Here is a 14,185-nt window from a genome sequence, read left to right on the forward strand (position 1 = left end):
TGCACTTCTAGCTCAGTTGGTAGAGCAGCTGACTCTTAATCAGCGGGCCCAGGGTTCGAGTCCCTGGAAGTGCACCACAAAAAGGCAGGACGTTTGTCCTGCCTTTTTTGTTGCACTTCCCCCCTACGGGGGCGGCTTCCCCGTTCGCGCTGCTGGCGCTCCGGTTCAGCTCGCAGGGCCTCTCAGGCTAAAAAATATGCCACCGGCATATTGTTCTTAACGCCTTCGTCTGGAAGTGCACCACAAAGAGGGGAGCGCTGTTAGATCGCGCTTTTTGTTCAATGCGTGTTTTATGATCGGGCGGTTTTGCTACCGTGGCGAAGAATGTGTCGGAAAATTGGCGCACAGATTTTATTGTAAAAAAATAAAACCCATTCATTGGATGCATTGAGGGCAACCGAATCAATGGGTTTTAAGCAGTTAATGCTCTCTATGAGATTTGCGCAAAAGTGGATTATTCTTCGATGGATACACCCAGCTTTTCGGCAATTTCGTTCAGCTTCATGCCGGACTTTTGCGCCTTGGTGACCAGAGATTTGATCTGCTGGGCCTTGGTCTTGCGGGGAGCACGTTTTTTGGGGGTCAGAAGGTCGTGCTTGCGGGCCTGCAGTTTGCGGATCTTTTCGTTGATGGAATCGATTTTTGCGTCAAACTTTGCAGCAGCTTCCGCTTTTTTGGCTTCTACTTCCTGAATGGACTCATTCAACTCCGCAATCTGCTGGTCAAGGTCAGCGGCAATCTGCTGAGATGTGCGGCGTACACGTTTCTGTTCAGACATAGCATACAACTCCTTACCATTTTATAGTACTATTATCGTAGCATACGCGGATAAAAGCTACAAGAGTATTTTGTCTGTTTTTTTCGAAAACACAAAAACACCACAAAATCAGTTGTAAAGAGATTGGAGAAAAGTGCATTAGAGAAAATGAGCTGCTGCTAATGGAGAAATTAAAACATTTACGGAAATTAACACGGCAATAAAAAACCGCTTCCTCCATCTTATTCATAAAGAAGGGAAAACCTTCCAGAAAAGAGGAGAAAGCGGAAAAATAACACAAATATTGGAAAATCAGAACAGATCGTCGTCGGTGTCGTACACAGAGATATACGAGGGAGCATGCTCCTGCTTGAGCAGGGCGATGCCCAGCGCAGCGCCGGCCAGCGCAAAGATCAAAGCTAAAATTTTAACAAGCAGTTTCATCGGGAAACCCTCCTTTGATTGGTTCGATTACTGTTCCTTAAGTATAGCATAAAGCAACCAGCCCGTGCAAACCATTTTATGGGGAAAATCAGCAAAAATGCGAAGAAGATGGGTTACAGAATCGTAATCCATGTTGACTTGAAACCACAAAGCATTTAGAATATTCTAGAGCGGGTGCGCCATGCTGTGGTTCGTACATGCGCCCCGTAGATTGTATGAAATGGGGGAACGTTCAATCCATGTTGAAAAAGCTGAAACGTGCGGCGCTTGGCGCCGGCGTGCCGCATGAGAAGGGAACTGCCACCCTGGCCACGGTGAAGATGCCCGTGCCCAGTAAGGTTGTTCTGCCCATGCAGCAGCACATCGGCGCACCTTGCACGCCGGTGGTCAAGAAGGGTGACACCGTGATGGTGGGTACCCTGGTCGGCAAAGCTGAGGGCTTTGTGAGTGCCAACATCTATTCCGGCGTATCCGGAACGGTGGCCTCTGTGGACACCGTGCATATCTCCAACGGCGCCAGCGTGGCCGCTGTTGTGATTACTCCCGACGGCCAGCAGACCGTTGATCCTGCGGTAAAAGCCCCGGTGGTAACCGATAAGGCGAGCTTTATTGAGGCGATCCAGAACTGTGGTCTGGTTGGCCTGGGCGGCGCCGGCTTCCCCACTGCGGTGAAGCTGAGCCCCAAGACTCCGGTGGATACCCTGGTAATCAATGCCGCTGAGTGTGAGCCCTATCTGACTGCTGACACCCGCGAGATGCTGGAGAACGGCGAGACCATCGCTTCCGGCGTCAAGGCTGTGATGAAATACCTGGAGATCAAGAACTGCGTGATCGGCATCGAGCGCAACAAGCCCGAGTGCGTGAGCGCCATGAACCAGCTGTTCAGCGGCGTGGCGGGCGTGACCGTGAAGGTGCTGCCCAGCCGTTACCCGCAGGGTGCCGAGAAGGTGCTCATCGAGAACACCACCGGCCGTGAAGTGCCCCAGGGCGGCCTGCCCAGCGATGCGGGCGTGATCGTGATGAACGTGACCACCGTATCCACCATCGGCAAGTTCCTGGCCACCGGTATGCCTCTGGTGACCAAGCGCCTGACCGTGGACGGCGACGCCATCAAAGAGCCCAAGAACGTGGAAGCCATCATCGGCACCCCTGTGCGTGAGGTGCTGGAGTTCTGCGGCCTGAAGGAAGGCGTTACCGTTGCCAAGCTGATCAGCGGCGGCCCCATGATGGGTCTTGCCCTGCCCAGCGCCGACGAGCCCGTTCTGAAGCAGAACAACGGCATCCTGGCCTTCAGCGAGAAGATGGCCGCCATGCCCGCTGCGGGCCCCTGCATCCGCTGCGGCCGCTGCATCGAAGCCTGCCCCATGGGTCTGGCCCCCGTGCAGATTGCCGGTGCTTTCAACAAGAAGAACACCGAAGAGCTGAACAAGCTGTGCGTGGATCTGTGCATGCTGTGCGGCACCTGCAGCTATGTCTGCCCTGCCAAGCGCCCGGTTACCCAGACCATGGGCCTGGCCAAAGAATTCGCCAAGAAGGAGGCAAAGAAATAAATGGAAAACCGTTATATGGTCACTGCCTCCCCCCACATTGTGGACCGCTCGTCCACCCGTGGGCTGATGGGCAATGTGATTATCGCTTTGCTGCCCTGCGTAATTGCCAGCGTGTGGATCTTCGGGCTGCGCGCACTGCTGGTGGTGGGCGTTACCACCGCTGCCTGCGTGGGCTTTGAGTACCTGTACTGCCTGCTGATGAAGAAGCCGAATCCCGTGGGCGATCTGTCCGCCGTGGTGACCGGCATCATTCTGGCACTGAATATGCCTGTGAGCATGCCCCTGTGGATTGCCATTGTGGGCGCGTTCATTGCGATCGTTGTGACCAAGCAGCTGTTCGGCGGCCTGGGCTTCAACTTCGTGAACCCCGCTCTGGTGGGCCGCATTGTGCTGTTCACCGGTTTTGCTTCCCGCATGACCACCTGGACCTTCACTCCTCACATGGAGGAGACCCTGAGCGGCATCGACGCCGCTGCCAGCGCCACTCCTCTGCAGGTGGTGGACGCTGCCGGCAACTCCCTGCTGGGCCAGTACCCCATCATGGACCTGTTCCTGGGTCAGCATGGCGGCGTGCTGGGTGAGACCTGCGCTCTGGCCATCCTGATCGGCTTCGTGTGGCTGGTTGCCACCCGCACCATCAGCCCGGCCATCCCCGTGACCTATGTTGCCACCGTGGCTGTGATCAGCGCGCTGGCAGGCAAGCCCGTTCTGGCGGAGCTGCTGGCCGGCGGCCTGCTGTTCGGCGCCGTGTTCATGGCCACCGACTATGTGACCAGCCCCTTTACCCTGAAGGGCAAGATCGTGTTCGGTCTGGGTCTGGGCATCATCACCTGCGGCATTCGCTACTGGGCGAACATGGCCGAGGGTGTTTCCTACGCCATCCTGTTCATGAACCTGATGGTTCCCTACATCAATGATCTGACCCGCCAGAAACCCCTGGGCGCGAAGAAGAAAGGGGCGAAAAAGGCATGAAAAACAACAACATGTGGGAAAACTTCCTGAAACCCGTTGTGGTTCTGGTTGTAATCTGCATCGTGGCCAGCGCCGCGCTGGCCGGCACCAACCAGCTGACCGCTCCCATCATAAAGGCGCAGGAGGAAGCTGCTGCCAATGCCGCTTATCTGGAGGTTCTGCCTGAGGCCGACGGCTTTGAGGAGATCACCGACTTCCAGTCCAGCAATGTGACCAAGGCCCTGAAGGCTACCAACGGCGCCGGCTGGGTCATCCAGGCCTATGGCAAGGGCTTCGGCGGCGACGTGCCTGTGGTTGTTGCCTTCGACAGCGAGGGCACCATCCTGAAGGTGAAGTTCATGGAGAACAGCGAGACCGCCGGTTTCGGCCAGAAGCTGGCTGATCCCTCTGATGCTGACGGCCAGAAGCTGGCCGAGAGCTTCGTGGGCAAGAGCGGCACCCTGGAAGCGGGCGACGTGGATATGATCAGCGGCGTTACCGTTTCCTCCAAGGCTGCTCTGTCTGCCGTGAACTCCGCCGTGAACTGCTTCAATGAGGTTGCTCTGGGCCAGGCTGCCGTGGTGGAAGCCGAGCAGCTGACTCCCGATCAGGCTCTGGAGAGCATGGAGCTGACCGAGATTGAGATTCCCGAGGGTCTGACCGGCGCCTGGGAAACCGCCAACGGCACCACCGTGCTGCGCACGGAAGCCACCGGCTATGAATACGAGACCGCTCCGCTGGATGTTCTGGTGGAGTTTGACACGGATGGCAACATCCTGAACGTATGGGTTGGCACCGATGGCCAGACCGCCGGTATCGGCGATCAGGCAGGCGGCGCCGAGTACCTGAACCAGTACAAGGGCGTTCTGGGCGAGGCCGGTCTGGATGGCGTGGATACCATCTCCGGTGCAACTCAGTCCACCCGCGGCGTGAAGAAGGGTGTGCGCAAGTGCATCCAGGCCTTTGTTGCCATGTATCCTGACTGCGCTGCCGCCACCGCGGTTGCTCCCGAGGGCGGCGATGCCGAGAGCGAGGCTTCCAGCGAGGCTGCTGTGGAGACTGCTACCCTGAGCGACGAGGCCTGCAAGGCCGTTCTGCCCGATGCTACCACCTTTGAGGCGGTGGAATCTGCCACCAGCGGTGTGCAGGCTGCCGTGAAGGCCGACACCGGCTGGGTGATCCAGGCCAGTGCCAAGGGCTTCGGCGGCCAGGTGCCCGTGATTGTGGGTCTGGACGCGGACGGCGCCATTGTGGGCGTAAGCTTCCCCGAGAACAGCGAGACTCCCGGCTACGGTGCTCAGCTGTTTGAGGAGGGCAATGAGAAGGCCGCTGCTCTGGCCGCCAGCCTGGTGGGCAAGAGCGGCGAGGTGGCCATTGGCGACGTGGACGCCATCTCCGGCGCCACCGTTTCCTCCAAGGCTGTTGTGGAGGCCGTGAACATCGCCCTGAGCTGCTACAATGAGGTGGCTCTGGGCCAGGCTCCTGCTGCTGACGAGGGCGGCGAGGGCACCGACCTGAGCGCCATGAGCGCCGAGGAAGCCCGCGCTGCGCTGGCTCCCGGGGCCACTCTGACCCAGATCACTGCTCCCGAAGGCCTGACTGACGCCTGGCAGGGCGACGACGGCAGCTATGTGCTGTATGCCGAGGACAAGGGCTATGAATACTCCACCAAGCCTCTGAACGTGGCGGTTGGCTTTGACGCCAATGGTGCCATCACCGGCGTTTGGGTGGATGTATCCGGTCAGACCGCCGGCATCGGCGATCAGGCCGCCGGCGCGGACTACCTGGGCCAGTACACCGGCATCACCGATGAGGCCGGTCTGGATGGCGTGGATACCATCGCCGGTGCCACCGAGTCCACCCGCGGCGTGAAAAAGGCAGTGCGCAAGTGCATTCAGGCGTATGCCGCGGGCCTTGCGTCTTGATAGGGAGGCTGTGAATTCATGAATAAAGTTCAGATTTTTACCAACGGCCTCGTGAAGGAGAACCCGGTTCTGCGCCTGGTTCTGGGCACCTGCCCCACGCTGGCTGTTACCACCATGGCCTTCAACGGCCTGGGCATGGGCATTGCAGCTACCTTCGTGCTGTTCTGCTCCAACATTGCGATCTCGCTGCTGCGCAACGTGATCCCCGACAAGGTGCGCCTGCCGGCCTACATTACCGTCATCGCCACCTTCGTTTCCATCGTGCAGATGCTGGTCAAGGCTTACGTTCCCGCTCTGGATAAGTCCCTGGGCGTGTTCCTGCCCCTGATCGTTGTGAACTGCATCATCCTGGGCCGTGCCGAGATGTTCGCTTCCAAGAACAAGCCTCTGGACTCTGCTCTGGACGGTCTGGGCATGGGCCTGGGCTTCACCCTGACCCTGGTGCTGATGGGCTCCATCCGTGAGATTCTGGGCTCCGGTACCTGGTTTGGCATTGCCGTGATCCCCGCATCCATCGACCGGTTCACCTTCATGACCACGCCCGCCGGCGGCTTCTTCACCTTCGGCTGCCTGATGGCTCTGGTGATCTTCATCGAAAACAAGACCGGCAACAAAAAAGAGCGCAGCATCGGCTGTGAGGGCTGCCCCTCCAAGAGCGTCTGCGGCGCGAAAGGGGGCTGTGAATAATGGCTGCTCGTTTAGCTGCTATCTTCTTCACCATGATTCTGGTGGATAACTATGTCCTGGTCAAGTTCCTGGGCATCTGCCCGTTCCTGGGCGTATCCAAAAAGCTCAACTCCGCCTTCGGCATGAGCTGCGCTGTTATCTTTGTTATGACCCTGGCCACCGCGGTGACCTGGCCCATCCAGAACTTCCTGCTCACCCCGGTGGACGCGGAAGGCAACCTGAAATGGGATCTGGGCTACCTGCAGACCATCGTGTTCATCCTGGTCATCGCCGTGCTGGTTCAGCTGGTTGAGATCATCATGAAGAAGTACATGCCTCCTCTGCACAAGGCTCTGGGCGTGTATCTGCCTCTGATCACCACCAACTGCGCCGTTCTGGGCGTTACCGTGCTGAACATCGACAACGGCTACAACTTCGTGGAGTCCATCTTCTGCGCTCTGGGCGCGGGCTTCGGCTTCATGCTGGCCATGGTCATCTTCTCCGGCGTGCGCAAGCGCCTGGAGGATGCTCAGCCCCCCAAGTGCTTTGAAGGCCTGCCCATCACTCTGGTGGCGGCTTCTGCCACTGCCCTGAGCTTTGGCGGCTTCGGCGGTCTGATCGAAAACATCTTTGGTGCAATTTAAAAGGAGGCCGGGAATATGTCTATTGCAATGGCGATTGCCATCGTTACTGTTGTCGGCCTGCTGGGCGCCATCATTCTGGTGCTGGCCGCCAAGTTTATGCATGTGGAGGAGGATCCCCGCATCGGTCAGGTGAACGGCTGCCTGCCCGGCGCCAACTGCGGCGCCTGCGGCTACGCCGGCTGTGCCGACTATGCCAAGGCCATCGTTGAGGCCGGCGCTCCGGTGAACAAGTGTGTTCCCGGCGGCGCCAAGGCCGCTGAGGACGTGGCCGCTGTGATGGGTGTGGAGGCCGGCGCCACTGCGGTGGTCAAGGCCATCGTGGGCTGCCAGGGCCGCCCCGGCGTGTGCACCCAGAAGTTTGACTACAAGGGTGTGTCCAGCTGCGCGGCTGCCGCTTCTCTGTTTGGCGGCGGCAAGGCCTGCGTACACGGCTGCCTGGGTCTGGGCGACTGTGTGAAGGCCTGCCCCTTCGATGCCATGCACATTGTGGATGGTGTTGCCTGCGTGAACGTGGCCAAGTGCACCGGCTGCGGCGCCTGCGCTGCGGTCTGCCCCCACGGCGTGATCGAGATCCACGGCAACACCGAGAACAAGCCCAAGGTGCTGTGCAACAACACCGAGAAGGGCGCTCTGGTGATGAAGGAGTGCCAGACCGGCTGCATCGGCTGCATGAAGTGCCAGAAGACCTGCCCCAGCGAGGCGATCAAGGTTACCAACAACCTGGCTCGCATCGACTACGACAAGTGCACCGGCTGCGGTGCCTGCGTGGAGGTCTGCCCCAAGCACGTGATCGTGAAGGCATAAGCCGAACGAAAAACAACGCGAAAAATCCCGCTGCTCACTGAGCAGCGGGATTTTTTCTTTGTTCGGATATCTGTGAAAAATGAAGTACAGTTATGACAGGCTGCGGACGAAAAAGGGGGAAAGCGACCATGAAAAAACAACTCACTCCAGAATGATCCGTGCCAGAGCCGCGGGATCAGCGGCGATATAATCGGCACCTTCGCCGCGCAGCTCCTCCTCGGTGCGGAAGCCCCACAGCACGCCGCAGCCCGCCAGACCGCCGTTTTTGGCGGTGCGGATGTCCACATTGCTGTCGCCCACAAACAGAGTGGAGGCGGCATCCGCGCCCATGGCGGCCATCAGCTGCCGCAGGGCAGTGGGCTCCGGCTTCACCGGAACGCCGGGCACTGCACCCTGTACAAAGCTGAAACGGCCGGGGAAATAATGCTCCAGCACGCTTTTGGCCAGAGGGTGGGCCTTGTTGGTGAGTACACCAAAGACCACGCCGGCGGCCTGAAGGGCGTCCAGCAGCGAAGCAATGCCCGGATAGGGAGCGGTGGTGTCCTCTTTGTGAGCGTCGTAATAGCGGGTGAACTGCTCCAGCGTTTGGGCCAGCCGTTCGGGGCTGCGCTGGTCGGCGGGGGAGAACCGTTCGCAGAGCTTGGGAATTCCGTTGCCCACAAAATAGCGGTATTCCTCCAGCGTGTGGGCAGGCCAGCCGTTTTGGGCGCACACATACTCCCCGGCGGCGGCCAGGTCCTCCAGCGTATTTAAAAGAGTTCCATCCAGATCAAAAATTACAGAACGATACAAAGCAAAATCCGCCTCCTTGACGATAAAAACAGCAAAACGAAAGCCCTCAGGCCACCAGTCGCAGATGGTCTGCCGCCAGCTTCTTGATGCTGCGCACACGGATGCGACGGCGGCAGGGCAGGTGGATGGTCAGGGTGCAGCGGCCCACCGCTTCCGAGAAGGGGGTCTGAATCCAGGCCAGCGACACATTGGGGCTGAATATGCACAGCTGGTGGCGGCTGAACAGCCGGGTGTAGCACACAGCCATGGTGCCGTTGGAGTTACGGGCAACACCCTCGGTGAACCAGCCCTCCACCGAGGCGGCCACCAGACCGGAACAGACCACCAGCGGCACCAGCAGCAGCGGGGTAAGCTGGGGCATTTTCCATATTGATACCACACACAGCATGCCGCAGAAGGCAACCAGTGCCCCACTCTTCCACAGGAACTGGGGCCAGCTGCGGTTTGCGGTAATGCCAGCCACCGGCCGCGGCGGAACAAACTGGGGCATCAGCGCCTGCAAAAGCGTGTCGCGCCCCTTGCCGTAAACCAGAATGGGAAGATCCGCGCCGGTGTAGCTGCCGGCGCACAGGAACACCGGATACCGGCGCAGCAGCCGGGAGATGGGGGTGATGCGGATGTCGCAGTAGCTCACTGCCGATGCCAGAATGCGCCGCTCGGTCAGGTTGACCCGGCCGCCCTTGGCCAGAATCACGCCGCCGCTGCGGCTGACCCGGAACCGGGAGGTGGCCAGCAGCGAGGAGAACAGGGCGATGCCCCACAGCGTGAAGATCAGGGTGAACAGCCAGGCAACACCGGCGGGCAGAAACAGCTCGGCCAGACGCTCCAGCCGGCCCAGATTGGCCATGGCCAGCGAGCCCAGATCCACACCCAGGTTGTTGCCCAGCAGCTCCTGGGTTTGCCGGGCGCTGAAGATTACCAGCAGAGAGGTGGTAACCAGGTTGGCGCTGAGCATGGTGAAGCGCAGCCGTTCTGCCCCGGTGGGGGCGAAAAAGGAGGAGGCGGACTGCACCGGCATCAGGCATTCCGCCAGCACCGAGGCCTGGCGGCGGGGCAGGAAAAACTGCACCTGGCCGAAGGTGGCGCTGGACGCGGCAAACAGCCGTACCCGGGTGCAGCCCACCAGACGCAGATAGATGGGCCGGTCCAGCTGGATGGCGGCCAGATGGGACGGCCGGATCACCTGCTGGCGGTGCCACAGAATGCCACGGCGCAGGGTGAGCCGGCGATCGGTGAGTACGAAGCCGCAGCGCCGCCAGATGAAAAACGAAAAAAGCGCCATCCCGATCAGGATGGCGGCGTCCTGCCGCAGGGCGGTGGCCAGGCTGGGCAGGTCGAACTCGATCAGTGCCTTGAGCATGGGCACAAGGCAGAGAATCAGGCCGTAACGGATGTATTTGACGATGAAAACAATGTGGAAACGCCCCTGGGCGCGCACGGTGCTCATAGGCCGCCTCCTTCCAGAGCGTGGATCAGCGGGTCGGCATCCCGGTCCGAGACCGGGGGCAGAATCAGCATGCAGCCGCTGGTGTACACCACCAGAAGGCTGCTGTGTGCCAGCGCCAGCAGCGGAGTGCGAATGCGGCAGACGCCCGCCACAAAACGGGTGGGCACCCGCCGGCTGGACTTGAACAGGATTCCCCGGCTCAGGCGCACCTCACCCAGCGAGATGCTGCCCCGCACGGTGGAAAGATGCAGCGGCACACATACAGCGCAGAAAAACAGCCAGAGGGCGCAAAACAGCACGCCGCCCCAGAAGGTCTGCCAGAACACAAAGGGGGCCAGCACCACGCCGGGAATCAGAAGCCAGAGGGCCACCACCCGGGCGCCGCCGGCACTTGCGGTAAAACGCAGCACGGGTATGACCTCCTTTGCATACGGGCGGAACGGGACATCAGTTGCTGGCCAGGCCCCAGTCCTGCATCAATTCGTGAATGGCGGTGTCCCGCGCAACGCAGAGCACCTTGTCGCCGTTCAGGATCTGGGTGTTGCCGCGAGGGATCAGCAGCTCGCCCGAGCGGGTAATGGCAATGATAACCGCAGACTCCGAGATGGGGATCTGGGCCAGACTTTTGCCGTTGTACTTGAACCGGTCCGGGATCTGAATCTCAAACACGGTGGCGGTGCCGCCCGCCAGGTTCAGCACCTGCTGGATGGCGGCGGTCTCCACCTCGCGCTCCAGAATGCGGGCCAGATTGTCGGTGCTGGACACGGCGATGTCCACGCCCAGACGGCGCAGCACCTCGGTATTCTTGGGGTTGTTCACCCGGGCCACGGTCTTTTCCACATGAAAGACCCGCTTGGCGATTTGGCAGGTGATCAGGTTCACCTCATCCCGGCCGGTTACCGCCACCAGCGCCTGGCAGCGGCCGCAGCCTGCGGCCTCCAGATATTCCACGGTGGAGCCGTCGCCCTGGGTTACGGGAATGTCTAGGTCGTTGGCCACCTGGCTGCACAGCTTGCGGTCCTTTTCGATCACGATGGGCTGGTGGCCGTGGTCAAGCAGGGTCTTGGCCATGTAGTAGCCCACTTTGCCGCCGCCTACGATCATTACTCTCATATTCGATTCCTCTTCCTTGCTGCTTTGTGCCTTAATCCGCAATGCGGGCGAAGATGATCTGGTCGCCCTCTTCCAGCACCGGCATGGGCTCCACCGCCAGTTCCACGGTGGTGTCGGCCCGCAATACGCCGTAGAGCAGGTCGCCCTCCGGCGGGCGGATGCGGTTCAGGCTTCGGCCCACGTCCCGCAGGCTTACCGGAACGGTGACGAATGCGGTGGTGGTGGCCCCGATGGTCACACTGCGGGACTCCTGGTCATCCAGCAGGCCCAGCAGCATGCTTTCCACGGTCAGGTTGGTGGTGCACACGGTGCGCAGACAGAATTCCTTGGTAAAGAAGTTCTTCAGCGCCGGATCGGTCACACGGGTGATGACCCGGGGCACATGGAAGATGTTTTTTGCGATCTGGGCCACCATGATGTTCACGCTGTCGTCCGGGGTGGCAATGGCCACCGCATCGCAGGTTTCAATGCCCGCCTGACGCAGATCGTCGATGTCGATGGGAATGCCCACCGCGGCGACGCCGGAAAAATGATAACCGTCCACGCCTTCCAGACGCTGGAGCTCATCTGCGCTGGAATCCATCACAGAGACCTCGTGGCCCATCTGCTCCAGAATCCGTACGATATTGGCCCCGGCGCGGCCGCAGCCTACAACAAGGATATTCAAGAAAACACCTCTTTTATAGCATAAAAGAATTGAAAAAAACAGCGAGATGTGGGCCATAAGCCCCACAGGCGGCCCACACTCTTCGATTAACCCGATTATACTGTATTTTATCGGGAAAAGGAAGAGCCCGGCAGAAAAAGGCGTTCTGTTTTGCACTTTCCTGTGGTATACTGTTATGGTACCTGCCGGAAGTGCGGCGGGAGATAAATGCCAGAAAATAAGTGAGGCGAAACAATGGAATGGATTAAAACGATTCTGTACGGGATCATTGAAGGAATCACCGAATGGCTGCCGGTGAGCAGCACCGGGCATCTGATTCTGGCGGAAAAGTATCTGAACATGGGGTTCGACGAGTCCTTCCTGGAGCTGTTCCGGGTGGTCATTCAGCTGGGCGCAATCCTGGCGGTGGTGGTGCTCTTCTTCCCCAAGCTCTGGCCCTTCTGCGCAGACAAGTCGAAGGGATACATCAAGAAGAAAACCTGGGTGATGTGGTTCAAGATCATTGTGGCCACGCTTCCCGCCATGGTGCTGGGCCTGCTTTTGGACGACTGGCTGGAGGAGCACCTTTACAACTATGTGGTGGTGGCGGCCATGCTGATTCTGTACGGCGTGTTCTTCATCCTCATCGAGAACCGGCACAAAAAGCCCCGTATCCGCAGCATTGACCAGCTTACTTATAAAGATGCGCTAATCATCGGTTTCTGGCAGGTGCTGGCCATGATTCCCGGCACCTCCCGCAGCGGCGCCACCATCGTGGGCGGCCTACTTCTGGGCGCCAGCCGGCCGGTGGCGGCGGAGTTCACATTCTTCCTGGCCATTCCGGTCATGTTCGGCGCAAGCGCCCTGAAGGTGGTCAAGTATCTGATGGAGGGCATGGTGTTCACCGGCGAGCAGCTGGCCGTGCTGGGTCTGGGCTGCGCGGTGGCCTTTGTGGTGAGCGTGCTGTCCATTGGATTTTTGATGAACTTCGTGAAAAAGCACGACTTCAAGGTGTTCGGCTGGTACCGCATCGCTCTGGGCATCGTGGTGCTGGCGGCGGCTCTGCTGGGGCTGTGAGCCGCGGCGGCTGAATCAAAACAAGGAAAGAGAACATCCGGCCGGGGCCGGGTGTTCTCTTTGCGATAAGAGTTTGAAAAAGGATGTTTGAATGGAGGAGATTTGCATGGAAAAGGCAAAGGTCTATTTCACCGACCTGCGGGCAAAGCCCGGCATGAACCTGCTGGATAAGCTGCAGAAGCTGATCCGCACTGCGGGCATCGGCCAGATCGATATGGAGGGCAAGTTCGTTGCCATCAAGATTCACTTCGGTGAGCCGGGCAACCTGGCTTACCTGCGGCCCAACTACGCCAAGGCCGTGGCCGACGTGGTCAAGGAGCTGGGCGGCCGGCCCTTCCTGACCGACTGCAACACCCTGTATGTGGGCCGCCGCAAGCACGCGCTGGAGCACATGGATGCGGCCATGGAAAACGGCTTCACCCCCTATTCCACCGGCTGCCAGATCATCATTGCCGATGGCCTGAAGGGCACCGATGAGGCCGAAGTGCCCGTAGAGGGCGGCGAGCATGTAAAGACCGCCAAAATCGGCCGGGCCATCATGGATGCGGACGTGATCATCAGCCTGAACCACTTCAAGGGCCACGAGAACACCGGCTTCGGCGGCGCGCTGAAGAACCTGGGCATGGGCAGCGGCAGCCGGGCCGGCAAGCTGGAGCAGCACGCTGCGGGCAAGCCCAATGTGGACCAGTCCCTCTGCCGCAAGTGCCACGCCTGCGCCAAGATCTGTGCCCAGGACGCCATCTCCTTCACCGGCGAGGGCGGCACCGCCTACATCGACCACAACAAATGCGCCGGCTGCGGCCGCTGCCTGGCCCACTGCAACTTCGACGCCATCGGCGGCGACTGCGACGCGGCGGTGGACGAGCTGAACTGCCGCATTGCCGAGTACGCCAAGGCAGTGGTGCAGAACCGGCCCAATTTCCATATCAATCTGGTGATTGATGTTTCCCCCAACTGCGACTGCCACGGCGAGAACGATCTGCCCATCATCCCGGATGTGGGCATGTTTGCCAGCTTTGACCCGGTGGCGCTGGATCAGGCCTGCGCCGACGCCTGCAACAACATGCCGCCCATCCCCGGCAGCCAGCTGGACGATCACCTGAAGGCTCCCGGCTTCTGCAGCTGTGGCGACCACTTCATCGACTCCGCCCCCATCACCGACTGGCGGGTTTGCACCGAGCACGCCGAGAAGATCGGCGTGGGCACCCGGGAATATGAACTGGTGGTCGTAAAATAATAATACTGTTTGTATTATAAACAGAAAGCAAAACACCCCGGCCTTTGCCGGGGTGTCAGCTTGTAGAAAAACCTGCTGTGACAATCAAGCCAGAGCAGGTTTTTTGCATGAAAAGTAAAAGAACAGAGAAAA

Annotated in this window: 15 protein-coding genes and 1 tRNA gene; 9 read left to right on the plus strand and 7 right to left on the minus strand. The window is 59.7% G+C overall.

Annotated elements, in window-relative coordinates; translation table 11 throughout:
* Window position 1: 1 nt before the first annotated feature.
* Window positions 2–77 (plus strand) — tRNA-Lys (locus ACESYO_RS15750).
* 377 nt (window positions 78–454) lie between these two features.
* On the opposite strand, the gene ACESYO_RS15755 is transcribed toward ACESYO_RS15750, so the two are convergent.
* The gene (locus tag ACESYO_RS15755; protein WP_058962652.1) at window positions 455–778 is read right to left on the minus strand and encodes a hypothetical protein; all 324 of its coding nucleotides are present in this window, start codon (window positions 776–778) and stop codon (window positions 455–457) included.
* A gap of 291 nt (window positions 779–1,069) precedes the next feature.
* Window positions 1,070–1,201 (minus strand): hypothetical protein, encoded by a 132-nt coding sequence (locus ACESYO_RS15760; RefSeq protein ID WP_275532622.1) that lies wholly within the window; start codon window positions 1,199–1,201, stop codon window positions 1,070–1,072.
* A gap of 239 nt (window positions 1,202–1,440) precedes the next feature.
* Between ACESYO_RS15760 and rsxC the strand changes: the two genes are divergently transcribed.
* The 6 genes from rsxC to ACESYO_RS15790 are packed head-to-tail and all read left to right on the plus strand — an operon-like array spanning window position 1,441 to window position 7,741.
* On the plus strand, window positions 1,441–2,751 hold the full coding sequence (gene rsxC / locus ACESYO_RS15765; protein ID WP_058962651.1) for an electron transport complex subunit RsxC: 1,311 nt from the start codon (window positions 1,441–1,443) through the stop codon (window positions 2,749–2,751).
* Window positions 2,752–3,723 (plus strand): RnfABCDGE type electron transport complex subunit D, encoded by a 972-nt coding sequence (locus tag ACESYO_RS15770; protein ID WP_058962650.1) that lies wholly within the window; start codon window positions 2,752–2,754, stop codon window positions 3,721–3,723.
* Window positions 3,720–5,627, plus strand: a complete 1,908-nt coding sequence (locus ACESYO_RS15775; RefSeq protein WP_058962649.1) for an FMN-binding protein — start codon at window positions 3,720–3,722, stop codon at window positions 5,625–5,627. Before ACESYO_RS15770 ends, ACESYO_RS15775 begins: the two co-directional genes overlap by 4 nt.
* A gap of 18 nt (window positions 5,628–5,645) precedes the next feature.
* A complete protein-coding gene (gene rsxE / locus ACESYO_RS15780; RefSeq protein ID WP_058962648.1) occupies window positions 5,646–6,314 on the plus strand; it encodes an electron transport complex subunit RsxE in 669 nt (222 codons plus the stop codon).
* The gene (locus tag ACESYO_RS15785; RefSeq protein WP_058962647.1) at window positions 6,314–6,937 is read left to right on the plus strand and encodes an electron transport complex protein RnfA; all 624 of its coding nucleotides are present in this window, start codon (window positions 6,314–6,316) and stop codon (window positions 6,935–6,937) included. Before rsxE ends, ACESYO_RS15785 begins: the two co-directional genes overlap by 1 nt.
* A 15-nt stretch (window positions 6,938–6,952) precedes the next feature.
* Entirely contained in the window at window positions 6,953–7,741 is a 789-nt protein-coding gene (locus tag ACESYO_RS15790) for an RnfABCDGE type electron transport complex subunit B (RefSeq protein WP_058962646.1), read from the plus strand.
* A gap of 141 nt (window positions 7,742–7,882) precedes the next feature.
* Here ACESYO_RS15790 and ACESYO_RS15795 read toward each other — a convergent pair whose 3' ends face one another.
* The 5 genes from ACESYO_RS15795 to ACESYO_RS15815 are packed head-to-tail and all read right to left on the minus strand — an operon-like array spanning window position 7,883 to window position 11,760.
* The gene (locus ACESYO_RS15795) at window positions 7,883–8,533 is read right to left on the minus strand and encodes an HAD family hydrolase (protein ID WP_373210791.1); all 651 of its coding nucleotides are present in this window, start codon (window positions 8,531–8,533) and stop codon (window positions 7,883–7,885) included.
* Between the two features lie 46 nt (window positions 8,534–8,579).
* Entirely contained in the window at window positions 8,580–9,980 is a 1,401-nt protein-coding gene (locus ACESYO_RS15800; protein WP_058962644.1) for a PH domain-containing protein, read from the minus strand.
* Complete coding sequence (locus ACESYO_RS15805) at window positions 9,977–10,390, minus strand: hypothetical protein (RefSeq protein WP_058962643.1); 414 nt, start codon at window positions 10,388–10,390, stop codon at window positions 9,977–9,979. Before ACESYO_RS15805 ends, ACESYO_RS15800 begins: the two co-directional genes overlap by 4 nt.
* A gap of 37 nt (window positions 10,391–10,427) precedes the next feature.
* Window positions 10,428–11,093, minus strand: coding sequence for a potassium channel family protein (locus ACESYO_RS15810; RefSeq protein ID WP_058962642.1), 666 nt, complete (start codon window positions 11,091–11,093; stop codon window positions 10,428–10,430).
* 31 nt (window positions 11,094–11,124) lie between these two features.
* Window positions 11,125–11,760: a potassium channel family protein gene (locus ACESYO_RS15815; RefSeq protein ID WP_373210788.1), complete on the minus strand. Its 636-nt coding sequence runs from the start codon at window positions 11,758–11,760 to the stop codon at window positions 11,125–11,127.
* A gap of 234 nt (window positions 11,761–11,994) precedes the next feature.
* On the opposite strand from ACESYO_RS15815, the gene ACESYO_RS15820 reads away from it, so the two are divergent.
* Together ACESYO_RS15820 and ACESYO_RS15825 are read left to right on the plus strand one after the other, a co-directional pair.
* Window positions 11,995–12,816: an undecaprenyl-diphosphate phosphatase gene (locus ACESYO_RS15820; protein ID WP_058962640.1), complete on the plus strand. Its 822-nt coding sequence runs from the start codon at window positions 11,995–11,997 to the stop codon at window positions 12,814–12,816.
* A 106-nt stretch (window positions 12,817–12,922) separates the two neighbouring features.
* Window positions 12,923–14,053 (plus strand): DUF362 domain-containing protein, encoded by a 1,131-nt coding sequence (locus ACESYO_RS15825; protein WP_058962655.1) that lies wholly within the window; start codon window positions 12,923–12,925, stop codon window positions 14,051–14,053.
* The last annotated feature ends 132 nt before the right edge of the window (window positions 14,054–14,185 follow it).

Origin of the sequence: Allofournierella massiliensis, from assembly GCF_964241245.1 — a bacterium.
GTDB classification, from domain to species: domain Bacteria; phylum Bacillota; class Clostridia; order Oscillospirales; family Ruminococcaceae; genus Allofournierella; species Allofournierella massiliensis.

Excerpts from the sequence above, each read along its gene's own strand:
- ACESYO_RS15770 (WP_058962650.1), top strand. The coding sequence starts at position 2,752 with ATGGAAAACCGTTATATGGTCACTGCCTCCCCCCACATTGTGGACCGC.
- ACESYO_RS15810 (WP_058962642.1), bottom strand. The coding sequence starts at position 11,093 with ATGAGAGTAATGATCGTAGGCGGCGGCAAAGTGGGCTACTACATGGCC.
- ACESYO_RS15775 (WP_058962649.1), top strand. The coding sequence starts at position 3,720 with ATGAAAAACAACAACATGTGGGAAAACTTCCTGAAACCCGTTGTGGTT.
- ACESYO_RS15820 (WP_058962640.1), top strand. The coding sequence starts at position 11,995 with ATGGAATGGATTAAAACGATTCTGTACGGGATCATTGAAGGAATCACC.
- ACESYO_RS15755 (WP_058962652.1), bottom strand. The coding sequence starts at position 778 with ATGTCTGAACAGAAACGTGTACGCCGCACATCTCAGCAGATTGCCGCT.
- rsxC (WP_058962651.1), top strand. The coding sequence starts at position 1,441 with ATGTTGAAAAAGCTGAAACGTGCGGCGCTTGGCGCCGGCGTGCCGCAT.
- rsxE (WP_058962648.1), top strand. The coding sequence starts at position 5,646 with ATGAATAAAGTTCAGATTTTTACCAACGGCCTCGTGAAGGAGAACCCG.
- ACESYO_RS15785 (WP_058962647.1), top strand. The coding sequence starts at position 6,314 with ATGGCTGCTCGTTTAGCTGCTATCTTCTTCACCATGATTCTGGTGGAT.
- ACESYO_RS15760 (WP_275532622.1), bottom strand. The coding sequence starts at position 1,201 with ATGAAACTGCTTGTTAAAATTTTAGCTTTGATCTTTGCGCTGGCCGGC.
- ACESYO_RS15825 (WP_058962655.1), top strand. The coding sequence starts at position 12,923 with ATGGAAAAGGCAAAGGTCTATTTCACCGACCTGCGGGCAAAGCCCGGC.
- ACESYO_RS15790 (WP_058962646.1), top strand. The coding sequence starts at position 6,953 with ATGTCTATTGCAATGGCGATTGCCATCGTTACTGTTGTCGGCCTGCTG.
- ACESYO_RS15800 (WP_058962644.1), bottom strand. The coding sequence starts at position 9,980 with ATGAGCACCGTGCGCGCCCAGGGGCGTTTCCACATTGTTTTCATCGTC.